This is a genomic window from Mesobacillus sp. MER 48 (assembly GCF_023714225.1).
In the GTDB taxonomy this organism is placed as follows: domain Bacteria; phylum Bacillota; class Bacilli; order Bacillales; family Cytobacillaceae; genus Mesobacillus; species Mesobacillus oceanisediminis_A.
In genome coordinates, this window is the sequence record NZ_JAMAUR010000004.1 from 349,164 (window position 1) to 370,791 (window position 21,628).

General features: G+C 43.6%; 25 protein-coding genes. 16 read left to right on the forward strand and 9 right to left on the reverse strand.

The window, feature by feature from the left end; all coding sequences use genetic code 11:
* Nucleotides 1-37 precede the first annotated feature (37 nt).
* Nucleotides 38-1,333 carry an ATP-binding protein gene (locus tag M3593_RS16490; RefSeq protein WP_251543786.1) on the forward strand — a complete coding sequence of 432 codons (1,296 nt, stop codon included), beginning with the start codon at nucleotides 38-40 and terminating at the stop codon, nucleotides 1,331-1,333.
* Between the two features lie 357 nt (nucleotides 1,334-1,690).
* Here M3593_RS16490 and M3593_RS16495 read toward each other — a convergent pair whose 3' ends face one another.
* From M3593_RS16495 to M3593_RS16510, 4 genes are all read right to left on the reverse strand, one after another.
* The gene (locus M3593_RS16495) at nucleotides 1,691-1,942 is read right to left on the reverse strand and encodes an alpha/beta-type small acid-soluble spore protein (protein WP_144475048.1); all 252 of its coding nucleotides are present in this window, start codon (nucleotides 1,940-1,942) and stop codon (nucleotides 1,691-1,693) included.
* Between the two features lie 490 nt (nucleotides 1,943-2,432).
* Nucleotides 2,433-2,618, reverse strand: a complete 186-nt coding sequence (locus M3593_RS16500; protein WP_144475047.1) for a YfhD family protein — start codon at nucleotides 2,616-2,618, stop codon at nucleotides 2,433-2,435.
* An 85-nt stretch (nucleotides 2,619-2,703) separates the two neighbouring features.
* Nucleotides 2,704-2,826, reverse strand: a complete 123-nt coding sequence (locus tag M3593_RS16505) for a YfhE family protein (protein WP_144475046.1) — start codon at nucleotides 2,824-2,826, stop codon at nucleotides 2,704-2,706.
* Nucleotides 2,827-2,891: 65 nt separating this feature from the next.
* Nucleotides 2,892-3,791, reverse strand: coding sequence for a TIGR01777 family oxidoreductase (locus M3593_RS16510; RefSeq protein ID WP_251543785.1), 900 nt, complete (start codon nucleotides 3,789-3,791; stop codon nucleotides 2,892-2,894).
* A 99-nt stretch (nucleotides 3,792-3,890) separates the two neighbouring features.
* Here M3593_RS16510 and recX point away from each other — a divergent pair, with 99 nt between their 5' ends.
* Nucleotides 3,891-4,703, forward strand: coding sequence for a recombination regulator RecX (gene recX, locus M3593_RS16515; protein ID WP_251543783.1), 813 nt, complete (start codon nucleotides 3,891-3,893; stop codon nucleotides 4,701-4,703).
* Nucleotides 4,704-4,720: 17 nt separating this feature from the next.
* On the opposite strand, the gene M3593_RS16520 is transcribed toward recX, so the two are convergent.
* Complete coding sequence (locus tag M3593_RS16520) at nucleotides 4,721-5,398, reverse strand: SDR family NAD(P)-dependent oxidoreductase (RefSeq protein ID WP_251543781.1); 678 nt, start codon at nucleotides 5,396-5,398, stop codon at nucleotides 4,721-4,723.
* 89 nt (nucleotides 5,399-5,487) lie between these two features.
* Between M3593_RS16520 and M3593_RS16525 the strand changes: the two genes are divergently transcribed.
* The gene (locus M3593_RS16525) at nucleotides 5,488-5,826 is read left to right on the forward strand and encodes a YfhH family protein (RefSeq protein WP_144475042.1); all 339 of its coding nucleotides are present in this window, start codon (nucleotides 5,488-5,490) and stop codon (nucleotides 5,824-5,826) included.
* Between the two features lie 61 nt (nucleotides 5,827-5,887).
* Here M3593_RS16525 and M3593_RS16530 read toward each other — a convergent pair whose 3' ends face one another.
* Entirely contained in the window at nucleotides 5,888-6,070 is a 183-nt protein-coding gene (locus tag M3593_RS16530) for a small, acid-soluble spore protein K (protein ID WP_144475041.1), read from the reverse strand.
* A 117-nt stretch (nucleotides 6,071-6,187) separates the two neighbouring features.
* Here M3593_RS16530 and M3593_RS16535 point away from each other — a divergent pair, with 117 nt between their 5' ends.
* Nucleotides 6,188-6,442 carry a YfhJ family protein gene (locus tag M3593_RS16535; protein WP_144475040.1) on the forward strand — a complete coding sequence of 85 codons (255 nt, stop codon included), beginning with the start codon at nucleotides 6,188-6,190 and terminating at the stop codon, nucleotides 6,440-6,442.
* A gap of 403 nt (nucleotides 6,443-6,845) precedes the next feature.
* Here the strand turns inward: M3593_RS16535 and M3593_RS16540 are convergent, their stop codons facing one another.
* On the reverse strand, nucleotides 6,846-7,832 hold the full coding sequence (locus M3593_RS16540; RefSeq protein WP_144475039.1) for a metal-dependent hydrolase: 987 nt from the start codon (nucleotides 7,830-7,832) through the stop codon (nucleotides 6,846-6,848).
* Nucleotides 7,833-7,977: 145 nt separating this feature from the next.
* Here M3593_RS16540 and M3593_RS16545 point away from each other — a divergent pair, with 145 nt between their 5' ends.
* Both M3593_RS16545 and mutY read left to right on the forward strand, forming a co-directional pair.
* Nucleotides 7,978-8,274, forward strand: a complete 297-nt coding sequence (locus tag M3593_RS16545; protein ID WP_251543778.1) for a hypothetical protein — start codon at nucleotides 7,978-7,980, stop codon at nucleotides 8,272-8,274.
* Between the two features lie 81 nt (nucleotides 8,275-8,355).
* Nucleotides 8,356-9,429 carry an A/G-specific adenine glycosylase gene (gene mutY, locus M3593_RS16550; RefSeq protein WP_144475523.1) on the forward strand — a complete coding sequence of 358 codons (1,074 nt, stop codon included), beginning with the start codon at nucleotides 8,356-8,358 and terminating at the stop codon, nucleotides 9,427-9,429.
* 210 nt (nucleotides 9,430-9,639) lie between these two features.
* On the opposite strand, the gene M3593_RS16555 is transcribed toward mutY, so the two are convergent.
* Nucleotides 9,640-9,864 (reverse strand): hypothetical protein, encoded by a 225-nt coding sequence (locus M3593_RS16555; RefSeq protein ID WP_144475037.1) that lies wholly within the window; start codon nucleotides 9,862-9,864, stop codon nucleotides 9,640-9,642.
* A 172-nt stretch (nucleotides 9,865-10,036) separates the two neighbouring features.
* Between M3593_RS16555 and fabL the strand changes: the two genes are divergently transcribed.
* The 10 genes from fabL to M3593_RS16605 all read left to right on the forward strand — a co-directional run bounded on the left by fabL (nucleotide 10,037) and on the right by M3593_RS16605 (nucleotide 20,293).
* On the forward strand, nucleotides 10,037-10,786 hold the full coding sequence (gene fabL / locus M3593_RS16560) for an enoyl-[acyl-carrier-protein] reductase FabL (protein WP_144475036.1): 750 nt from the start codon (nucleotides 10,037-10,039) through the stop codon (nucleotides 10,784-10,786).
* 78 nt (nucleotides 10,787-10,864) lie between these two features.
* Nucleotides 10,865-11,059, forward strand: coding sequence for a gamma-type small acid-soluble spore protein (locus M3593_RS16565; RefSeq protein WP_144475035.1), 195 nt, complete (start codon nucleotides 10,865-10,867; stop codon nucleotides 11,057-11,059).
* A 169-nt stretch (nucleotides 11,060-11,228) separates the two neighbouring features.
* The gene (locus tag M3593_RS16570; protein ID WP_144475034.1) at nucleotides 11,229-11,483 is read left to right on the forward strand and encodes a YgaB family protein; all 255 of its coding nucleotides are present in this window, start codon (nucleotides 11,229-11,231) and stop codon (nucleotides 11,481-11,483) included.
* Nucleotides 11,484-11,858: 375 nt separating this feature from the next.
* Nucleotides 11,859-12,389 (forward strand): nucleoside tri-diphosphate phosphatase, encoded by a 531-nt coding sequence (gene ntdP / locus M3593_RS16575; RefSeq protein WP_041967592.1) that lies wholly within the window; start codon nucleotides 11,859-11,861, stop codon nucleotides 12,387-12,389.
* A 93-nt stretch (nucleotides 12,390-12,482) separates the two neighbouring features.
* Nucleotides 12,483-14,231, forward strand: coding sequence for an ABC transporter ATP-binding protein (locus M3593_RS16580; protein WP_251543776.1), 1,749 nt, complete (start codon nucleotides 12,483-12,485; stop codon nucleotides 14,229-14,231).
* Between the two features lie 371 nt (nucleotides 14,232-14,602).
* A complete protein-coding gene (locus M3593_RS16585) occupies nucleotides 14,603-15,616 on the forward strand; it encodes an ABC transporter ATP-binding protein (protein WP_144475032.1) in 1,014 nt (337 codons plus the stop codon).
* On the forward strand, nucleotides 15,591-16,559 hold the full coding sequence (locus M3593_RS16590) for an ABC transporter ATP-binding protein (protein ID WP_144475031.1): 969 nt from the start codon (nucleotides 15,591-15,593) through the stop codon (nucleotides 16,557-16,559). Before M3593_RS16585 ends, M3593_RS16590 begins: the two co-directional genes overlap by 26 nt.
* Nucleotides 16,560-16,652: 93 nt before the next feature.
* Nucleotides 16,653-18,254 carry an ABC transporter substrate-binding protein gene (locus tag M3593_RS16595; protein WP_251543775.1) on the forward strand — a complete coding sequence of 534 codons (1,602 nt, stop codon included), beginning with the start codon at nucleotides 16,653-16,655 and terminating at the stop codon, nucleotides 18,252-18,254.
* Nucleotides 18,255-18,371: 117 nt separating this feature from the next.
* A complete protein-coding gene (locus M3593_RS16600) occupies nucleotides 18,372-19,376 on the forward strand; it encodes an ABC transporter permease (protein WP_144475029.1) in 1,005 nt (334 codons plus the stop codon).
* Between the two features lie 17 nt (nucleotides 19,377-19,393).
* Nucleotides 19,394-20,293 carry an ABC transporter permease gene (locus M3593_RS16605; protein WP_144475028.1) on the forward strand — a complete coding sequence of 300 codons (900 nt, stop codon included), beginning with the start codon at nucleotides 19,394-19,396 and terminating at the stop codon, nucleotides 20,291-20,293.
* Between the two features lie 42 nt (nucleotides 20,294-20,335).
* Here M3593_RS16605 and M3593_RS16610 read toward each other — a convergent pair whose 3' ends face one another.
* Nucleotides 20,336-21,418 carry an FUSC family protein gene (locus M3593_RS16610; RefSeq protein ID WP_144475027.1) on the reverse strand — a complete coding sequence of 361 codons (1,083 nt, stop codon included), beginning with the start codon at nucleotides 21,416-21,418 and terminating at the stop codon, nucleotides 20,336-20,338.
* Nucleotides 21,419-21,628 lie beyond the last annotated feature (210 nt).

Below are 21,628 nucleotides of genomic sequence, written 5' to 3' on the forward strand. Positions count from 1 at the left end.
CTATACTATTTAACGCTCTTCGATTGGAGAAGATAAAATGCTCGTCGAGAAACTCCTGTTGAATGTTTTGATCATTTTGCTGCCTATCTTTATTCATGGTGTTCTTTTTGATAACAAAAGTGTTGGGAAATCACCTTATTTATGCGGAATCCTGCAAAGCCTGGCTCTGTTTCTCTCGCTTGCGTTTTCATATGAACTGGGCGGATTATACTGGGATCTTCGGTATGTCCCTTTGGTAGTAGCCTTTTTGTATGGGGGGCCGATTGCAGGGGGGATGGTCTTATTTACTTATCTTGCAACAAGGACATTCATGGGAGGGGATCTCCTTCTCGGTTATGCGAGCGGTTTTTTGGCAGCATTGTTTCCATTCTTGTTCATGAAGAGTTTTTGGACCTTTGATGCTAAGAAGAGGGTCAGGACAGCGGTTATTGTTGGTTTCTGGCCATCACTTTCTATGCTTATCATTTTAATCACTAATACTTTTCTCAGTAATGCAGCAGCATCAGAAGATTCAAATAAGGTCTTGATGAACATAACGATTTTTGGTGTGATACAGATTTTCTCTGTATGGGTAGCAGCTTTCCTCAATGAGGCATTGATAGAAAAGGATTTGATGAAGAAAGAAATCCTCAGGGCTGAAAAGCTTAATACATTGGGGGAACTTGCAGCGTCCATTGCACATGAAATCAGGAATCCACTGACAGTAGTGAAAGGTTTTCTGCAAATGATGCACAAGCAGGAAAAGGGAGATAACTTTTACTATTTGAGTCTGGTTCTGACTGAGCTTGGAAGGGCTGAGTCAATCATTAATGATTACCTGAATTTCGCAAAGCCGCAATTTGAAAAGCTGGAGGACGCAGAACTGGCTGAAATAATTACAGAAGTAACCATCCTCCTGGAAGCCTTTGCCGCAAAAGAAGGGGTACAGGTGAACGTAAAGCTTGAGTGGGGTGTGTTTGCAAAAGCCGACCGGAACCAGCTGAAGCAAGCTTTAGTGAATATAATAAAGAATGCAATCGAAGCCACGGAAGAAGGCGGGGAGGTCTTTGTCAGCCAGGCATCGGCAGGGCCAGAATCTTATGTCATCGTCTCAGACACAGGTAAAGGGATGGATCAGGAGCAGCTGGCACGTCTTGGGACACTTTTTTACACAACTAAAGATAAAGGTACCGGACTTGGTACATCCGTTTCAATGAAAATCATTGAAGCGATGGGCGGGTCTATTGCATTCAAGAGTGATTTAGGAGTAGGAACGGAAGTCACGATCATCCTGCCAACGTATAATAAGGATGCAGCAGGAGCAGATCCACTTCAGGGGAATGAAGCCATGTAATGATTTTCAAAGAAAATCGGACAAATAGAAAAAGCGAACCGTTATCGGTTCGCTTTCAAGTAACTTGCTACTCCACAAGATGTATAATAAATCATCCATTTATAAACTTTGCCGCGGTACAAAATTCCACTTGACCATTTTTAACCTAAACGACGCAAGCCCTACCTCTCTTGCATCCTTACGGCTCCGAAGCCGATCCAGTGTGAATAAGTTGTTACCTAAAAATAAAAGCAGAACGCCATTAATTGTTTACATAGTATTGGTTGTGACTCAAGTTACTTCCTTTTGGCGAAGCTTATTCATTATATTTCATTTTCCAGCAGATGTCAACTGTTTTTTTACAAATGTTTGAAGTCTTTACTGTTTCCGTAAATTTTCCTGTGCCATTTTCACGAGCTCCCGGACCATGCTTCCACCCAATTTTCCCCCAACTTTTCCAGCTTCCCGGGTTGAAAGATTACCGTTATAACCCTTATTAAGGGGAACGCCAACCTCTTTGGCTGTTTCAAATTTTGCATCCTCCGCTTTTATTGTACCGGCTACCTGTGCTTTTAGATCATCAAGTGCCTTCCTGGCTTCCGGTACAAGGATCTTATTCCTTCTTGCCATTAGTGATCCCTCCATAATGATCATTACATTCTCACGTTAGTATTGGTAATGAAGAAGAATATTATTAAATAATGAACCGTTCAGATTACGGATATAGGTTTTATTGCATTAATAAAAGGGTAAATATTATAGCCAATTTAATTATCCTCAAACTTATCAACAAACAAAAACTATTATTTATAAGTACTCCACAGCTTTATCCACATTATCCACAGAAATATCGTTAAATTACGATAGATAAATAAACCCTAATATTAAAAGCTTTTAGAGAATTTATTAACAATATTCACATGTATGTGGGTAACTTATTTTTGTACAATTAGTGAAAATACTTGTTTAATGAAGCGGTTGGGAGTAAATTAGAAGTATCGAAAGTTAGTGAAGTAATTCACAAACTCAAGTTCCTGATTTGCTAACCGTAGATATTCCCCCTTCCCTTAAAAGGAAAAAGCAGAATCATTTTGATTCTGCTTTTTCCTATATGAGAGGGTTATTTTCTTCTGCTTTTGGCACGCTGGTCTGCAGCTTTTGAACGTGCCATTGCTTCAAGATCATCGTGGTCAGCTAAATCGCGATCGAATTCTACATCAATGCCATCAGATTTCATATTTTTTGGTACTTGTGGAAGGGATGCTTTATTGCGATCACGTGTTTTGTGTCCATGTGCTCTTCCCATTCGAAAAACCCCTTTCAAAAGTTAAAAGTACGGAAATGCATTATTTCCGTACTTTTATGTTCCTCCAAAAGAAGCGCCTTAATGCCTAATATCTCTTTCCAGCTGCATAGCCGCCTGCTCTGTCTGCTTTTTTGAATTCTCGGCTGTATGTAACTTCCTGCATGCTTGATAATGTACTCTTTGTCTTATCCCTTTTTTTCTTATCCAATCCAATTCACCCTTTCAATGTGTGTACCTTATAAGTATTTCCTTGTTGAAAGGGATTAAACACCTTTATTTTCCTAAAATTCCTTTAAGGGCTTTTTCAAGTTCTGGATACTTGAATTTAAAACCGGCTTTTAGAAGCTTTGAGGGAACGACATTCTGGCCTTCCAGCAAAAGCATGCTCATATCTCCAAGAGCGATTTTCAGGGCAAAGGAGGGAACCGGAAGCCAATTGGGGCGTCCCAACACTTTGGATAAAATTTGGTCAAACTGATCCATTGTTACTGGTGAAGGAGAGACAAAGTTTACTGGACCGTCCAACTGGTCATTCCCAATTGCATAAATAATTCCACGAATGACATCCTCAATATGAATCCATGAGAGCCACTGAGTACCAGAGCCGACTTTTCCGCCCGCAAAAAATTTATACGGGAGCATCATCTTTGGCAAGGCTCCGCCATTTTTATCCAGGATCACACCGAATCGGCAAAGCACCACCCGGGAGCCTAATTCTTTTGCCTGGGTTGCGGCAGCCTCCCAGCGCCAGACCGTGTCAGCCAGAAAGTCATTAGCTGGATCCGATTGTTCGTTGAAAACTTCTGTCAGCGAGGTGCCGTAATAACCCACTGCACTTGCATTGATTAAGACAGGAGGCTTATTTTTAAGTGACTCGATAATCCTGTTCACTTCGCTGGTCGCCTTAATCCTGCTGTCCATGATCTTCTGTTTGTACTCATCTGTCCATCTGTCATTAATAGTTGCGCCTGCAAGATTCACGATTGCATTAATGCCTTCAAGCTCATTTTCCGGATTGTCAGCCTCATTGAGCCACTGAACAAATTTTGGATTATGGCTGCCTTGATCTTTCCTATTCCGGGTTAAAATGAATACTTCATGTCCGTTACGGATAAGTTCACTGCTTAAAGCCCTGCCGACAAGCCCTGTTCCTCCGGTTATGGCTATTTTCATGGTCAACCTCCTAAGTTTTCCTTTTATGTATATAGTACTGCTTTTAAAATGATAAACCTCCTTTGAATGTGTTAAAGTTTCTTTAGAGGTGAAAATCAAATGCCAGCCATTACGAAAATCTCCGTCCAAAAACACAATAAAGACAGATACAGCATTTTTACCGACAGCGGAAGGGGAGAAGAGTACGCGTTCAGCGTCGATGAAGATGTTTTAATAAAATATAATTTGAAAAAGGGAATGGAACTGGATGACTTTGCGGTCACGGAAATGCTTTTTCAGGACGATATCCGGAAAGCCTATAATACAGCAATCAATTATCTTTCACACCGCATGCGCTCAGAGTCTGAAGTCCGTGAACACCTTAAGAAAAAAGAAATCTCAGATTCCGTCATAAAAGAAGCAATCCATAAATTAAATGAGTTTAAATTCCTGAATGATGAGGAATTTGCCAACGCTTTTGTCCGGACACAACTGAATACGACGGATAAAGGCGCGGAAGTCATTAAACTGGAACTGAAGGAGAAAGGGATTGCTCCCGATCTGATCACAAAAGTGGTCGATGAGGTCTCATTCGATGAACAGTTGGAAAAAGCAATCAAACTCAGTGAAAAATATGCTTTGAAGAATAAGAAGGACTCATCGAGGATCCTTAAGCAGAAAATTGAACAGATGCTTAGACGCAAAGGTTATTCATTTTCGATCATACATGCTGCTTTGGATGAGACAGAGATTGAAAAAGAAGACGATGCTGAAATGGATGCATTGCGTATTCAAGGAGAAAAACTGCACAGCAAGTACAGTAAGCTTTCAGAACGTGAATACAGACAGAAGCTGAAGATGGCATTGTACCGCAAGGGATTTCCAATGGAAATGATCGATGAATTCATTTCCGAAAAAGAGAATGAGGAATAAAAAAATCATGACTGGCGTCATGATTTTTTCGATTCTATAACAATTTCGGGTTTTTCGAGATTATCGATAATGATTCCGGCCACTTCAGCAGCAGAACGAAACCTAGCCGGGTCTGCCACATGCTCGCTTTCATCCCAGAATGGAGTATTCATCCCGCCCATATAGGCAGCGACGAAACGGATGTCTGTTTCTTCGTACTCCTTCTGCAGGCTTTCGGTAAAGCCTCTGACGGCGAATTTGCTGGAACAATAGACAGCTTCATTCTTTTTCCCCCGTAGTCCGGCCGTCGAGACGATGTTCAGGACAAGGCCCTCATGATTCAGTTCAAGGTAGGGAAGGATGGCCTTCGTCATATGGATCGTTCCAAAAACATTTGTCTGGAACATTTCTTCGATTTCTGTATCGGAGCTTTCGGAGAACGGACCGAAGTATCCGAGGCCGGCATTATTTATGAGCCCGTACAATTCATGTTTTTTGCTGATCAACAACGCTTTCTCCTTGATATCCTCCAGATTGCGAAGGTCAAGCGTGAGTGCGGTGGCACTTCCCCCTGATTGTTCAATCTGCTCCTTGACGGCATTTAGTTTATCTTCTGTTCTTCCTGTCAAAATCATATGGTAATCCTGTTTGGCCAGCAGCAGTGAGAGCTCTTTTCCAAGGCCGGTGCCGGCACCAGTCACAATGATTGCTTTCATGATAGCCTCCTTAAGATAACATGCTATAATTTAGTTATATCTTAAATGCTTGAATGTTAAAAGCAAGAACTATCCAGGAGTGAATCAATATGGGCAGAGAAAAACGTTACAGCGAAATGACCGAATATGAATTGAACCAGGAAATCGCCAGTCTCCGCGACAAGGCAAGGAAAGCAGAACAAATGGGAATGGCAAGTGAACTGGCCGTTTATGAGCGGAAGATTGCTATGGCCAGATCCTATATGCTCAACCCGGATGATTTTAAGCCAGGTGAAGTCTATGGCATCGAAGGAGACCCGGGAGCCTACTTTAAAATCGATTATATGAATGGTGTATTTGCCTGGGGTGCACGTCTTAACGGAGATGGTAAAGAAGAAGCACTGCCGATTTCCCTTTTAACGGAAACAGAGCAAAACCAGAATAATTAAGAATCTGGTTTTGCTCATGTGTTAAAGGATGGAACAGCTTAAGCTGTCCACAGGATGATGCTTAATGGTCCTTAATGACAGCTGAAGTGTCATCTTCACGGTGAGAGGAAGCATACATGCGCTCCTGAGGATGGGTATTGATCGTGCCATCGGCTCTTTTTGAAGCGTATTCCGCTTTTGCCCGAGGCTCGCCCTCAAGCTTATTATTGTTCTGGTTCGGGAAATTGGTTACTTTATTTCGCATAATGCCCTCCGTGACGGGTAAAATTACGTGCATTCCAGAATGGATGCACGCAATCATAGTATTCGAGTAATGACACATAATCATAACTATATTAAAAATTGGCAAAGGGTGATCAGGATGCAGGAAACACACGAAGCGCTGGCCAGCCTGCTTCAGGAAAAAAACAACGGCATCACATATGAGCAGGCTTTGAGATGGGTCGAGCTGTTATGGAGTGACTTTGAAGCGACATACGCCAAAGCAGGCCATAAATATATGGGCAGCGAAATGACAGAAAAAGTCGTCCGCCAATGGATTGAAAATTACGGCAGCCAGCTGCACGAATTCGTTGCCAGGAATCCTAAGTATAAGCATTTATTGGAAGAGGAATAAACCTGACAAAGAGAATCCCCGTTTAAGAGGGGATTTTTGTTTTTTATCGGCATGATTAGCTCAATTAAGTGTGAATAACTACTGTGGGTTTCATAGTCCCATCTCTAGCGCTCAGTTATTTTGCATCTCTGAGCAAGCTTTTGAATAATTGCACGGTAAAACATCATAATGGCGCAGTGATCGACGTTAATTGCACCATCAAGCAGAATAATTGCACGTTCAGTCTTATTCATTGCACCCTTAGCAGCTGGAATTAAACCGCCAACCTAATAATAGAAAAACCTCCTCAGCCACATGGGAAAGGAGGTCATAAAGTTTTGGAGTGACTCCAGCCAAACAAAAGCTGCACCCCCATTGTTAGTTTTGTGTCTAATAGTAAAGGTACAGCTCATAAATATTGGTCTTATCCTTCTCCTGGAATGAACTCCAGTTTCTTTCTTAGTTTTTCCTCACTGTAAATCCAGCCTGTGTAAGAGCTGAGGATTTCCAAATCCTTGTTCAAGTTCACGACTGCGACAAATGGATAGTGCCCGTTGCTGCGGTAGCGCAAATCAATGAACCTGACTTCGTAAAAATCATCATATTCATCACATTCCCAGCGGTAAACAGGTGAGAACGAAAGGAATGCGGATAGATTCTTATCTGTTTTTGCTGCTTCAAGCACCGGAGTTTCGGGAACTGGGACACGGTTGAACTGGTCAAGAATCCGCACATGACGTTTGTATCCGCGGCCGACGAAGAATTGGTGCTTGTTCATGACGGCTACACGCCAATGGTTGAACCGCATTGTCGGAGCGATAATGATATCGGTCGCATCCGGAACGATTTTCTCAACAGCACACTTGATTCGATGCTTCACAACGAATCGGTATATATAGTAGAGCACAAGGATTCCATAAATCGTTAAGAAGGTGTATCCGGGGTGTGCTCCAAATGCCCAGAGGAACAAACCGATGACATGAAGCGCAAAAATAATCGGATCAAATGTATTGATTACCCCCAATGCGACCCATTTCGACGAAAATGGCCTTAGTGCCTGTGTTCCATAAGCATTGAAAATGTCGACAAAAACATGAAGGAATACAGCAATGAATGTCCAAATCCATAAGTGCAGCAAATTTGCTTCCGGATTAAAAAAGTATATTGTCCCGGAAATAAGCAGCGGCCAAAGAAGGACAGCTGGAATAGAGTGAGTGACTCCGCGATGGTTCCGTATATAAACTGCATTATTTCTCAGTTTCAGAACGGTATCTATATCAGGGATTTGTGACCCGACGAGTGTAGCGACCAGTACGCTGCTGGCTGTGATGCTGCTTTCGCTGACAGCAGGATCAAGCGTCGCCAACCCGCCCAGAGCGAACCCCATGACAACATGGGTACCAGTATCCATGGAAACCGCCTCCTTTTTTAGATAGTTGATAAAAGCTAAATAAATGAACTGGCAAGTAAAAAGTCTTGTCACAATGCAAATAATCATTTACTTTTAAAGGGTTGAACCATTAAGTCCCTTTACTAGTCATAAAGGAGCTGGCGTAATGATTCAGATGATCATCCAATACGAAGTCAAACAAAATCTGCTTGGCCAATATCAAGAGGCCATCCATCGAATTTCCGCGATGCTTCCTGATTTCGAAGCAAATATGTTTTCATGCAGCCAGTCGGGCCAGCGGAATGTATTCATTGAATCATTTTTTGTGCCGACTGAAGCCCATTATCATGCAATGAAAAAAATGCGTCTTTCCCGGGACCATTCTGTTTTTGGAATGCTGGAGGATTACGTTCCGGGAGGACTCGAACGAATTGGCTTCATGGCGATTAAGCAGAAGCGTTAATATTATATTCCCAAATTTCCGGAAAGTTTAACACCTGGAGGAACAAAAGTGGCAACTGACATCAAGAAATGTGTAGATAAAATGGATAAAAAATCCTTTCAGGATGACTTGATAGGATGGTTTGTTAGCGAGCAGCGAGAACTGCCATGGAGAAAGGATCAGGATCCTTATAAAGTGTGGGTATCTGAGATCATGCTCCAACAAACTAGAGTAGATACTGTCATCCCTTATTTTAATCGATTTTTGGAAAGATTTCCAACCATAGAGGCGCTTGCATCCGCGGATGAAGAAAAGGTCCTGAAAGCCTGGGAAGGTCTCGGTTATTATTCCCGTGTCCGCAACTTACAATCCGCAGTGAAGGAAGTCCATGAACATTACGGAGGCAAAGTCCCTGATTCACCGGAAGAGATAGCTTCGTTAAAAGGGGTAGGCCCATACACGGCAGGGGCCATACTTAGCATAGCCTATGGGAAACCTGAACCTGCTGTTGACGGAAATGTGATGAGGGTCTTGTCGAGGATCCTCCTGATTTGGGATGACATTGCCAGACCTGCATCCCGTAAAATTTTCGAATCGGCTGTGAGGGAAATCATATCGCATGAAAACCCATCTTATTTCAATCAGGCCTTAATGGAGCTGGGAGCCCTAATTTGTACGCCTACTTCTCCTTCATGTCTTCTTTGTCCTGTCAGGGACCATTGTGAGGCGTTCCATGAAGGGGTACAAACTGAGCTTCCAGTAAAAACGAAAAAGAAGAAGCAGAAAAATATCCAGCTGGCCGCAGGGATCTTTAGTGATCAAAGTGGAAGGATCCTTATAAGGAAAAGACCGGAAACTGGCTTGCTGGCAAACCTGTGGGAGTTCCCGACTGTAGAGTTAGACCTCGGATTCCAAAGGCAGCGAGAGCAGCTGTCCGGACATTTTGAAGAACTTTATGGTTTTTCTCCTAAGATAAATGATTCCATAGGCGAAATCGGCCATGTTTTCTCCCATCTGATTTGGAATATTCATGTATTCAGCGGCAGCTTTGATAGCGCTATTCCGGAAACTCAGCAGTTAAAACTTGTTACTGAGCAGGAGATCCAGGAATATGCATTTCCGGTTCCATACCAAAAAATGCTGAAGCGGTATCTTGAAGTTAAAAAGGCTGACTAATCACTAAGGTGGTTAGCAGCCTTTTTTTTCATGGTTTATCGGGAATTATTGATCATGCGATATGGATGACTACATGTGGTATTCCTAATCCAGCTTCAGCGCCTAGCCCCTCGAGACGCTTCGGTCCTGCCAATGAAGTCAAAGAACGACTTCAGTGTCAGGCCCTCCAGCGCTTGTCGGGGCTGAACGAGGCGCTTACGCTTTTTGTTACTAATCGTAACTGATTTTTGTCCCATGGGTGTAATCAGCTTCACCGCGGCTAAGGCCGCCCCTGCGCTCGATTTCTTCAACAATTTCTCTGTGGATGGTCTGCCCTTCGGAATTTAAATATGGCACCATCTGCTGCAGGGAGTGATGGAAAAACGCAAGCTCGCTGTCTCTCCAGTCAGTCTTGGACATCATCGAAAGTTCAGTCATATCACGGCCAACATACATAAGTGATCATCCTTTCATTTAGGTTTAAACTTAATGTTAGTCTTTTCTGAGGTACTGTTTTTTATCAGGGCTCTTTTGGGAGACTTATTGTCATATATACCTGAAAAAGCTAAAATGAAACAAAATCATGATTCCGCTTTTAACAGAAAGAGGATAGGAAAGGAAATTGCACATGACACAAAAAGTAGCACTCATTACAGGAAGCAGCCGTGGAATCGGCAAAGCAGCGGCCATCAGGCTTGCTAAAGAAGGATATGACATTGTCATCAATTATGCCCGCAGCAAATCGGCAGCATTAGAAACAGCCGAGCAAATCGAATCACTTGGAAGGAAGGCTCTCGTCGTAAAAGCGAATGTCGGTGACGTCAGTAAGATAAAGGCGATGTTTGAACAAATCGATGCAGAGTTTGGAAGGCTGGATGTGTTCGTGAACAATGCAGCATCAGGTGTGCTGCGGCCAGCAATGGAACTGGAAGAATCTCATTGGGACTGGACAATGAACATCAATAGCAAGGCATTGTTATTCTGTGCCCAGGAAGCTGCGAAGCTGATGGAGAGAAATGGAGGCGGAAAGATCGTCAGCATCAGCTCACTTGGTTCAATCCGTTATTTGGAAAACTACACGACGGTCGGAGTCTCAAAGGCAGCGCTTGAAGCCCTGACACGCTACCTGGCTGTTGAATTAGCGCGCAAAAACATCGTCGTCAATGCGGTCTCAGGGGGAGCAGTCGATACGGAAGCTTTGACCCATTTTCCAAACAGGGAAGAACTCCTTGCTGAGGCGAGAGAAAAAACTCCTGCCGGAAGAATGGTCGAAATCGATGACATGATCAATGCCGTCATGTTCCTTTTAAAGGATGAATCGAGCATGATTCGCGGCCAGACAATCATCGTTGACGGAGGAATTTCGCTTTTAGTTTAAGGAGAGCATTTTGGTAAAATTTAGTCGGATAGTAACCCCCACAGATGGTTAATCTATATTTCGTGGAGGTGATAAACGATGGCAAAACAACCTAACCAATCTCAAGCTGGAACTAACATTCAGCAGGTGAGACAACAAAATGCTCAATCTGCTCAAGGTGCACAAGGTCAATATGGCACAGAATTCGCGAGCGAAACAAACGCTCAAGAAGTACGCCAGCAAAACCAGCAGGCTGAAGCACGCAAAGGTCAAAACTCTGGCCAACAGGGTTAATATCACCTAAATGAAAGGCACTCTCACTCGCAGAGTGCCTTTTCCATGCCTGAAAACGGGAGTCCACAATTCGACAAAGGTTCCAAATCCTCTACATAACTAGTCAAAGGAATTCAACGGCTGCCAAAGAATACAATTAGGAGATAAATTTTACAGGCGGTGGATAAGCATGGATAAATTTAACGAATTGGTTTCTACTCAAATGCAAACAATGGAAAAGCTTCTGTATTTGCAGTCTGAACTGGAAAGGTGCCAGGAGATTGAAAAGCAGCTGGATGCCCTGAAGCAAAATGCAGAGTTAGAGGAGCTTCGCTTGGAAATTGACCGTAAAAAGCAGGATCTGAAGGAAATCCACCGGATGTTCGAAAAGCAGACGGAGGATGTCATTCATACCTATCAGCAGTTGGCTGTTACATTACGTTAAATTTTTTATAAAGGCACTTTTAGTATTGTTGCTTATCATCAGACCTCTTGTTGAAAATGTTTACTCCGTAACGGCCATGTGAAGCAATTTGAAGAACCCGTGAAGCGGGAATTTACATTTGAAAGAGAAAGCGGTAAAAGTTCAGGAAAAGAGCAATCCATCCGAAAAAAATGAATTTTTATAAAAATTTAAGCAATTTTAAAGGGTCATCGATGGAAATCGATGGCTCTTTTGTTTTAAATTCTCTCGTTAACCGTTATAATAATAAAAAATAGGAATCGTTCTTTGTTGCCTTTTGTCGTTTTAAAGAAACCGAGATAAATATACATTGATAGGTTGCAAAGTTTCCGGGAAAGGAAAGTAGGGGAGAAGAACATGGGCGTACCCACAGAAGGTGAACCAATTCAAATCCATAGTTATAAGCATAATGGGCACATCCATCGAGTCTGGGAAGAAACTACCGTTTTAAAGGGCACACAAAACCTTGTAATCGGCGGAAATGACCGGACTGTCGTCACGGAGTCAGACGGCAGGACCTGGATTACGAGAGAGCCTGCAATCTGTTACTTCCACTCTCAGCTGTGGTTCAACGTTATTGGCATGATCCGGGAAGATGGCGTATATTATTATTGCAATATTAGTTCTCCATTTATTTTTGACGGAGAAGCGCTGAAATATATTGACTATGATCTCGATATTAAAGTTTTTCCAGATATGACGTTTAATCTACTCGATGAAGATGAATATGAGCGCCACCGCAAGGAAATGCAGTACCCTGATGTGATTGACAAAATCCTGAAATACAATGTTGAAAAGCTCAAACGCTGGATCAGGCAAAGGAAGGGACCTTTTGCACCAGATTTCATCGACATTTATTATGAGCGGTATTTAACCTATCGCCGCTAACCATACAGGGAAGACAAGCTTCAGCCTGTTGATTCGATTCAACAGGTTTTTGTTTCGTGCACGAGCAAGGCTCCATAAGGGGGAACTAAAAAATTGGGCAGCATCCGCAGATACTTAAAATTCGTCAAACCATACAGGCTGCAAATCATTGGCACCATCATCATCGGAATCCTGAAATTTGCGATTCCATTATTGATTCCGCTTTTGATCAAATTCGTGCTCGATGATGTCATCGGTAACGATACCTTGACCAAGAGTGAAAAAACGGACAAATTATTCTGGGTCATGGGCATCATGATCGTTGTTTTTGTCGTTCTCAGGCCGCCGATTGAATACTATCGTCAATATTTCGCGCAATGGACAGCGAGCAAAATCCTCTATGATATAAGGGATAGATTGTTTTCCCATATGCAGAGGCTCAGTTATAAATATTATTCAAATACGAGAGCCGGAGAGGTCATCTCGAGAATGATCAATGATGTCGAGCAGACAAAGACTTTCGTTGTTACGGGACTGATGAATCTGTGGCTGGATGTTGCTACGATTTTGATAGCGGCTGCTATCATGTTTACGATGGACGTGAAGTTAACATTCGTTTCCCTGATCCTGTTTCCATTTTACGCTTTTTCGGTAAGATACTTCTTTGGGAATCTTCGAAAGCTTACGAGGGAACGGTCACAGGCACTTGCAGGAGTACAAAGCTATCTGCATGAAAGAGTGGCCGGGATTTCGGTCATCAAAAGCTTTGCGATTGAGGATTATGAACAGACACAGTTTGACCGGCAGAATAAAAACTTTTTAACAAAAGCGCTTGAACATACAAGCTGGAACGCAAAAGCATTTGCTGTGGTCAATACGATTACTGATATAGCCCCGCTCCTTGTCATCGGCTTTTCTGGTTATCAGGTACTCCACGGAAGTCTCACGATCGGGGAAATGGCAGCGTTCATCGCCTATATTGACAGATTGTACAATCCGTTGCGCCGACTGGTGAATTCATCGACGACGCTGACACAGTCGATTGCTTCAATGGACCGGGTATTCGAGTTCATGGATGAGAAATATGATATTAAGGATTCTCCTGATGCAGTGGAATTGAAAAAAGTACATGGTGACATTTCTTTTAAAAATGTTAGCTTCTCGTATGAAGAAGACGGGGAGACGGTACTGAAGTGTTTGAATATAGAGGTTGAAAAGGGTGAAACGATCGCGCTTGTTGGAATGAGCGGCGGCGGGAAGTCATCGTTTGTCAGCCTGATTCCGAGATTCTTCGATGTCACAGATGGAGAAATCCTTCTTGACGGCAAGGACATCCGCTCATTCAAAGTCCGTTCATTGCGCGATAAAATCGGGATGGTTGCACAGGATAATATTTTATTCAGTGAATCGGTGAAATCCAATATACTTTTGGGCAAGCCAGGTGCAAGCGATGAAGAAGTAATCCAGGCTGCAAAAGCCGCGAATGCCCATGAATTTATTATGAATCTTCCCGAAGGCTATGATACCAAAGTAGGGGAAAGAGGAGTCAAGCTTTCCGGCGGCCAAAAACAACGTGTCGCCATAGCGCGAGTCTTCCTTAAGAATCCGCCTATTTTAATTCTTGACGAAGCCACTTCAGCACTTGATCTTGAGAGTGAACATCTTATCCAGGAAGCGATTGAAAAGCTGGCGAAGGACAGGACAACCTTCGTAGTAGCCCACCGCTTATCCACGATCACCCATGCAGACAGGATCGTCCTGATTGAGCATGGTGAAATCGTCGAAGTTGGAAGCCATGAAGAATTGATGGCAAAACAGGGCGGCTATCATAGGTTGTTCCAGGTCCAGCAGCTGGAAAATTAAATGAAAAGAAGGAGAACCGGAGCCAATTTGGCTTCGGTTTTTTTATTTGAAGAATTTCTTAAGGCTTTGTAATTCTATTGATTTCAAGTTTATTAAAGAAAATCAACAATCAAGGCGAAAATAGCTTTTCTGAAAGAATCGGTTTTTCAGCATTTTACCCATAATTCTTAGCATACCGTTCGTGTCATATTTCATCAGCTTTTGACATACAAATAGTACCAATTCCCTAATACTATTCAAAATTATTACTATATTTAAATAATTAAGAAAAATCAGTGGACTATTTGTGGGCATTTAATATAAAATGTTTTACACAGAGAGAATTATTTTTATTCAGCAATAATATTTCGGTAATAGAAAGGAGTAGGCAAGTGGTACATGCTCCGGTTTTAGAAGTGAAAAATTTAAGAACATCATTTATCACCAAAGATGGTGAGGTTCCAGCGGTAGATGATGTCAGCTTTTCGGTCAATAAAGGTGAAATCCTTGGAATAGTCGGAGAATCGGGCAGTGGAAAGAGCGTGACATCCTTGTCCGTCATGAAGCTGATTCCGCAGCCGCCGGGAAAAATTGCTGGAGGCGAAATCCTTCTCAATGGCGAAGACCTGGTGCACGCTTCAGAGTCCAGGATGAGGGAAATCCGCGGAAATGAAGTGGCGATGATTTTCCAGGAGCCGATGACTTCGTTGAATCCATTATTCACAATTGGTGAACAGCTGGTGGAAGCGTTGAAAATACATAAGAAGCTCGGCAAAAAGGCGGCATATCAGCAGGCAGTGGAGATGTTGAAGCTTGTCGGCCTTCCCAGGGCAGAGCAAATTGTCAAGGAGTACCCCCACCAGCTTTCAGGCGGGATGAGACAAAGGGTCATGATTGCGATGGCACTCAGCTGCCACCCTCGGGTGCTGATTGCAGATGAGCCGACAACTGCACTTGATGTAACCATCCAGGCGCAGATCCTGGCATTGATGAAGGATTTGAATGAAAAGCTCGATACGGCGATTATCATGATCACTCATGACCTTGGTGTCGTAGCAGAAGTATGCCAGCGTGTCGCTGTCATGTATGCCGGAAAGATTGTTGAGGAAGGGCTTGTCGGGGATATCTTCAAAAACCCTAAGCACCCTTATACTCTTGGCCTGCTTAAATCGATTCCTGATATCCGGGATAAAAAGGAACGCTTATATTCGATACCTGGCAATGTGCCGAAGCCCGGTTCAATCAAGACCGGCTGCCGATTTGCGGCCAGATGCGAATTCGTCATGGACAGATGCCTGAGCGTGGACCCGGAACTCTATGAAACTGACAGGCCAGGTCATACTGTTCGCTGCCTGTTGCATGAGAAGGAGGGAGTAGCCGATGGCAGAAGTACTGTTAAAAGTTGATGGTCTTAAAAAATACTTTCCTATTACAGGCGGGATCCTGGGAAAACAGACCGGGGCAGTCAAAGCAGTTGATGATATTAGCTTCTGGGTGAACAAAGGGGAAACGCTCGGTCTGGTAGGAGAGTCTGGCTGCGGGAAATCGACAACAGGCAGGATGCTGATGCGCCTGATTGATCCGACAGAAGGGCAGGTCGTGTTTGAAGGGAAGGATTTGGTGACCCTTTCTGATAGCGATATGCGCAAGGCCAGAAAGGATATGCAGATGGTGTTCCAGGACCCCTTTGCGTCTTTGAACCCACGGCATACTGTTGAAAAGATTCTCGAGGAACCTCTCATCGTCCATGGAATCGGTACGAAAAAGGAACGAAAGCAAATGGTCAGGGAAATGCTGGAGGTAGTCGGCCTCAGCAGTTACCATGCCAAAAGGTATCCCCACCAGTTCAGCGGCGGCCAGCGCCAGAGGATCGGGATCGCCCGGGCGCTGATGACAAGGCCAAAGCTGATCATCGCTGATGAACCAGTTTCAGCACTGGACGTATCCATTCAATCGCAAGTATTGAATTTGCTGGAGGACCTGCAAAAGGAATTCCAGCTGACCTATATTTTTATCGCCCACGATCTTGGTGTGGTCAAACATATCAGCGATAGAGTGGGAGTCATGTATTTAGGCAGACTAGTAGAAATCACGGATGCGGATAAGCTGTACGAAAAACCGCTGCATCCTTACACCAGGGCATTACTTTCGGCGGTGCCGATTCCAGATCCAGATATCAAAAGGGATGGGGTACTGCTGACTGGCGACCTTCCAAGTCCGTCGAATCCACCCCAGGGGTGCGCCTTCCATACAAGGTGCAAGGAGTGTATGGAAATCTGCAAGACAGACAGGCCCGCACTGCGGGAGATTGAACCAGGTCATTTTGCTGCCTGCCATCTGTATTCCTGATCAAAAGGGAATGCTGGCAGGAAAAACAGCATAGATGATATATAACATGGACCCGATAAATAAAACCGGTCCGAAAAAACAAGGGGGAAGAATATGAAAAGGCGTTTTGGATTAATGTTTTTTGCTTTTATCCTCATCCTTAGCATGGGGCTTGCCGGCTGTAATAATGATTCCGGCGGCAAGAAAACAGGCGGGGAATCTGGTTCTGAAGGCGGATCATCGACTGGCGGAACTCTAGTATTTGGCCGTGGCGGCGATTCAACATCGCTTGACCCAGCTGTAACTACAGAAGGTGAAGCATTTAAAGTAACAAAAAACATCTATGAAACTCTTATCGAATTCGGTGAGCAGGATACAGAAATTCACCCAGGTCTTGCAGAAGAATGGACAGAGTCCGAAGATGGTTTGAAGCATACACTTAAACTTCGTAAAGGTGTTAAATTCCATGACGGCACCGATTTCAACGCCGAAGCAGTCGTATTCAACTTCGAGCGCTGGAAGGCCGGAAATAAGGAACAATTCTACTACTATAATTCGCAATTTGGTGATGTAATCAAGGAAGTAAAAGCAGTGGATGAGTATACAGTTGAATTCACATTGAACCGTATCCTTGCTCCATTCTACAAAAACCTTGCGATGTCACCATTCGGGATTGCAAGCCCTGCTGCAATCGAGAAGTATGGTGATAAGTTCATTGAAAATCCAGTAGGTACTGGTCCATTCAAGTTTAAGGAATGGAAACGCAATGACAAAGTAACATTGGTGAAAAACGAAGATTACTGGGAGAAGGGACTTCCAAAGCTTGATGAAGTCATCTTCCGTGTCATCCCAGAAAACTCAGCTCGTCTGAATGCTCTTAACACAGGAGAAGTCGACATCATTGACGGCGTAAACTTCAGTGATGTTGAATCCATCGAAAACAACAAGGGTCTGCAGACGTTCTACCGACCTTCTTTGAACGTGGCATACCTTGGCCTGAACAACGAACGCGGACCGCTTAAGGATAAGAAAGTACGCCAGGCATTGAATCACGCGGTTAATAAGCAAGCGCTCATCGACGCTTTCTATGCCGGTGCTGCAGAGCCTGCCAAAAACCCAATGCCAAAAACAGTTGCAGGATATAACGATGCGGTAGAAGCATATGAATATGATCCAGAGAAGGCTAAGGCGCTTTTAAAGGAAGCAGGCTTTGAAGATGGTTTTGAAATTGAACTATGGGCAATGCCAGTTCCAAGACCATATATGCCAGATGGAAAGAAAGTTGCTGAAGCGATTCAGAAAGATTTTGCTGAAGTGGGCGTAAAAGCGAAAATTGTTTCTTACGAGTGGGCGACATATCTTGAAAAGACCCGCACAGGAGAAGCAGATACTTTCTTACTTGGCTGGACAGGTGACAATGGTGACGCTGATAACTTCCTGTATGTGCTTTTAGACCAGGATAATATCGACAGCAATAACTATGCTCGCTATGCAAACCCGAAAGTGCATGATCTGTTCATCAAGGCTCAGTCTACAAATGACCAGGCTGAACGCGAAAAACTGTATAAGGAAGCTCAATTGTTAATTAAAGAAGATGCTCCATGGATTCCGCTTGTCCACTCTGAGCCTGCACTTGCGGGAAGAGCAGATGTAACTGGATTCAAGGCACATCCGACAGGATCTGATATTCTTTCAACGGTTGAATTCAAAAAATAATGCATCGGGGAAAGGGAGAACATATGCATTCTCCCTTTTCTATTGGTAAAAAAATTTGGCAGCTTTAAATTTATAAGAAAAAGTTTTTTACTATGCAACAAGAAATGAGGTGGGAAGGTGTTTGCCTATTCTGTCAGAAGGATTTTTTCACTAATTCCTGTACTGTTGGGACTATCACTTATTGTATTTTTCATGATCCGAGCAATCCCTGGCGATCCCGCCCAAGTCATTCTCGGACAGTTGGCGACTAAAGATGCCATTGCGGATTTAACGAGAGAGCTTGGACTCGACCAGCCGTGGTACATGCAATATTTTAATTATCTTGGTGGGCTGCTGACAGGGGACTTAGGACAATCACTAAGGACGAAGTCGGAAATAAGCAATGAAGTCTGGCCATATCTAGCCGCAACGATGGAACTTTCATTTGTCGCGATGATGATTGCGATTTTTATAGGTGTCAATGCGGGAATCATCAGTGCGTGGTTCCAGAATTCCTGGTTTGATTACGGTGCAATGGTATTAGCGCTTGTCGGTGTATCGATGCCGATTTTTTGGCTTGGTTTGATGGAACAATGGATGTTCGCCATCAATCTCGATATCCTGCCGACCTCCGGGCGAGAAGAAGTAAGGAACCCGGTCGATGCCATCACAAATTTTTATATTATTGATACATTGATCCAGGGGAGAACTGACCAGTTTGTCGAGGTACTTAAGCATCTTGTCCTGCCGGCCATGGCGCTGGCAACGATTCCGATGGCCATCATCGCAAGGATCACCCGCTCGACAATGCTTGAGGTCATGAGGTCTGATTTTATCAGAACTGCAAGAGCGAAAGGGTTGAGCATGTTCTGGGTCGTTTACAAACACTCCCTGAAAAATGCAATCATCCCTGTATTGACGGTTATCGGTTTGCAGACAGGCCTTCTGCTTGGCGGCGCGATCCTTACCGAAACGATCTTCAGTTGGCCGGGGATTGGCCGATATATTTACGAAGCAATCAATTACCGCGATTATCCGGTAATCCAATCCGGCATCCTGATCATTGCGCTCATCTTTGTACTGATCAATCTAGTAGTGGACTTATTGTATGCAGCAATTGATCCTCGGATCAAATACCGTTGATGGAAGGGGAGAAATAGATGGAGATTTCAACTCAAAAACAAATGCAGCCGCCGGCCGTGCAGGCAGAGGAAAAAGTGGCGTCTCCCTGGGCAGAAGCATGGTATAGTTTCAAGAAGAATAAACTGGCCGTTGTCGGAACGGTAATTGTCTTGTTCTTTATTTTGCTGGCAATCTTTGCTCCATTGATTACGCCAGAGGGCATCAATGACCAGAAAATGGAGGTCCGTCTCCAGGCTCCTTCAGCAGATCATTGGTTCGGCACAGACGACTTTGGCCGTGATATCTTTTCCAGGGTTGTTTTTGGAGCAAGGATTTCTTTATGGGTAGGAACCTTTGCGGTAATGGGTTCAATCATCGTAGGCTGCCTGCTCGGTATCCTTGCCGGTTACTATGGCCGATGGGTAGATACCATTATATCAAGAGCTTTTGATATCATGCTGGCATTCCCAAGCATTCTATTGGCAATTGCCATTGTTGCTGTTCTCGGACCTTCCCTTAGGAATGCGCTCATAGCGATAGCAATCATTAATATTCCAAACTTTGGAAGGTTGATTCGGTCTAGGGTACTCAGTGTTAAGGAAGAGGAATATATCATGGCAGCGAAGGCGGTCGGGATGAAGGACAGCCGGATCCTGTTCCAGCATATTCTGCCAAATAGTATGGCGCCAATCATCGTCCAGGGCACATTGGCCATTGCGACGGCGATTATTGAAGCGGCCGCACTCGGCTTCCTTGGGCTTGGTGCTGACGCTCCAAATCCTGAATGGGGAAAGATGCTTGCAGATGCAAAAGATTATATGATCCAGGCACCATGGACAATGATTTTTCCTGGGCTTGCCATCATGCTGACCGTACTTGGTTTCAACCTGATGGGTGATGGCCTGAGGGATGCACTGGATCCAAGAATGAAGAGCTAATCCTATATGTAAAACGAAAAGCAGCTGATAATCCAGCTGCTTTTAAATTTCAGTATTTTGTTCGATCGTGATATTGCCGTCATCTTTATGATAGGACTGGAAGCTTGTCACGAGTTTATCGAGGTGTTCAACTTGCTCGCCGTATTCCATGATGATCGAGACTAATTGCATGACGTGGTACAGCATCTGGCTGTTTGTTTGATCCAGCTCATTTCTTTGCGCCAAAAACAATTCAAAAAGCTGTTTTTTGTCCAGGCAGACCTCACCCGCGATATAGGAAGTTTCAGGGCGGACTTTTCCGACATACTTCAGCATTACTTGTTCATGATGATTGATCAGGTAATCAAGCTGCTGCTGAATGACTTCCTGGAATTCTACCGGGAGCTGGTTGAATTCATTCTCGTATCGATGAAGCCTTCTCAGTGTTTCCAATGATTTTTTAACCGTGTTGATCATCTGTCTATAGATGACGAGTTTACGTGATTTAGCGAGTGTATTTTTCTTAAAATAATCACGTTCTTCTTTGTACATCATGTATAGCTGATCGAGCTTGATAATGCCTTCGCGAAGCTTCTCGATGTCTGCCTTAAGGAGCTGGTGCTCGGAGGCGTGGCGTGTGCTCAGCCTGATCCATTTCGTAATTTCCTCTGATAGAATGGAACTCTTGTAATAAAGTTTGTTTTCATACTTCGGAGGCAGGAAAACTAGATTGACAATGAATGCAGAAACAACCCCGAGCATGATGGTCGAGAAACGAATCACAGCAAATTGGATGAAATTATCGCCAGGCGTCTCCATGATTGCAATTAGAGTTACCATCGAAAGTGAAATCGTCTTTTCCAGATTCAGCTTAAGGTTTAACGTAATAACCAGTACCGCCGCAAGGCCGATGATGAAAATGCTGTTGCCAAACGCCATGACGAACAAGACCGCGGTCGCGGCACCGATCAGATTGCCCTGGATATGTTCAATGATTGATTGATAAGAGCGATATACAGTGGGCTGCAGGGCAAAAATCGCTGCAATCCCGGCAAATACCGGTGATGGCAGATTGAAAATATTCGATAAAAATAATGCAAGAGTAATGGCAATTCCCGTTTTTAAAATGCGGGCACCAAGTTTCATTTAGAGTGAATTCCTTTCATTAGAGACAAAAAATCTCATTCGTTAAATGCAAAGACCGTGAAATTATTTATACTTTAAACCATTTTGTTTAAAACTAAACAATTATGTACTATACAATGGATATGGAAGAAGTTCAAGCGTCAATTTACCAAAAAACAAGCCTTTTTTTATGAAAGTGGTTACATTTCATTGGAGAGGATATCGGTAAAA

Excerpts from the sequence above, each read along its gene's own strand:
- M3593_RS16490 (WP_251543786.1), top strand. The coding sequence starts at position 38 with ATGCTCGTCGAGAAACTCCTGTTGAATGTTTTGATCATTTTGCTGCCT.
- M3593_RS16495 (WP_144475048.1), bottom strand. The coding sequence starts at position 1,942 with ATGGCAAGAAGGAATAAGATCCTTGTACCGGAAGCCAGGAAGGCACTT.
- M3593_RS16500 (WP_144475047.1), bottom strand. The coding sequence starts at position 2,618 with ATGGGAAGAGCACATGGACACAAAACACGTGATCGCAATAAAGCATCC.
- M3593_RS16510 (WP_251543785.1), bottom strand. The coding sequence starts at position 3,791 with ATGAAAATAGCCATAACCGGAGGAACAGGGCTTGTCGGCAGGGCTTTA.
- recX (WP_251543783.1), top strand. The coding sequence starts at position 3,891 with ATGCCAGCCATTACGAAAATCTCCGTCCAAAAACACAATAAAGACAGA.
- M3593_RS16520 (WP_251543781.1), bottom strand. The coding sequence starts at position 5,398 with ATGAAAGCAATCATTGTGACTGGTGCCGGCACCGGCCTTGGAAAAGAG.
- M3593_RS16525 (WP_144475042.1), top strand. The coding sequence starts at position 5,488 with ATGGGCAGAGAAAAACGTTACAGCGAAATGACCGAATATGAATTGAAC.
- M3593_RS16530 (WP_144475041.1), bottom strand. The coding sequence starts at position 6,070 with ATGCGAAATAAAGTAACCAATTTCCCGAACCAGAACAATAATAAGCTT.
- M3593_RS16535 (WP_144475040.1), top strand. The coding sequence starts at position 6,188 with ATGCAGGAAACACACGAAGCGCTGGCCAGCCTGCTTCAGGAAAAAAAC.
- M3593_RS16540 (WP_144475039.1), bottom strand. The coding sequence starts at position 7,832 with ATGGATACTGGTACCCATGTTGTCATGGGGTTCGCTCTGGGCGGGTTG.
- M3593_RS16545 (WP_251543778.1), top strand. The coding sequence starts at position 7,978 with ATGATTCAGATGATCATCCAATACGAAGTCAAACAAAATCTGCTTGGC.
- mutY (WP_144475523.1), top strand. The coding sequence starts at position 8,356 with ATGGATAAAAAATCCTTTCAGGATGACTTGATAGGATGGTTTGTTAGC.
- M3593_RS16555 (WP_144475037.1), bottom strand. The coding sequence starts at position 9,864 with ATGTATGTTGGCCGTGATATGACTGAACTTTCGATGATGTCCAAGACT.
- fabL (WP_144475036.1), top strand. The coding sequence starts at position 10,037 with ATGACACAAAAAGTAGCACTCATTACAGGAAGCAGCCGTGGAATCGGC.
- M3593_RS16565 (WP_144475035.1), top strand. The coding sequence starts at position 10,865 with ATGGCAAAACAACCTAACCAATCTCAAGCTGGAACTAACATTCAGCAG.
- M3593_RS16570 (WP_144475034.1), top strand. The coding sequence starts at position 11,229 with ATGGATAAATTTAACGAATTGGTTTCTACTCAAATGCAAACAATGGAA.
- ntdP (WP_041967592.1), top strand. The coding sequence starts at position 11,859 with ATGGGCGTACCCACAGAAGGTGAACCAATTCAAATCCATAGTTATAAG.
- M3593_RS16590 (WP_144475031.1), top strand. The coding sequence starts at position 15,591 with ATGGCAGAAGTACTGTTAAAAGTTGATGGTCTTAAAAAATACTTTCCT.
- M3593_RS16595 (WP_251543775.1), top strand. The coding sequence starts at position 16,653 with ATGAAAAGGCGTTTTGGATTAATGTTTTTTGCTTTTATCCTCATCCTT.
- M3593_RS16605 (WP_144475028.1), top strand. The coding sequence starts at position 19,394 with ATGGAGATTTCAACTCAAAAACAAATGCAGCCGCCGGCCGTGCAGGCA.
- M3593_RS16610 (WP_144475027.1), bottom strand. The coding sequence starts at position 21,418 with ATGAAACTTGGTGCCCGCATTTTAAAAACGGGAATTGCCATTACTCTT.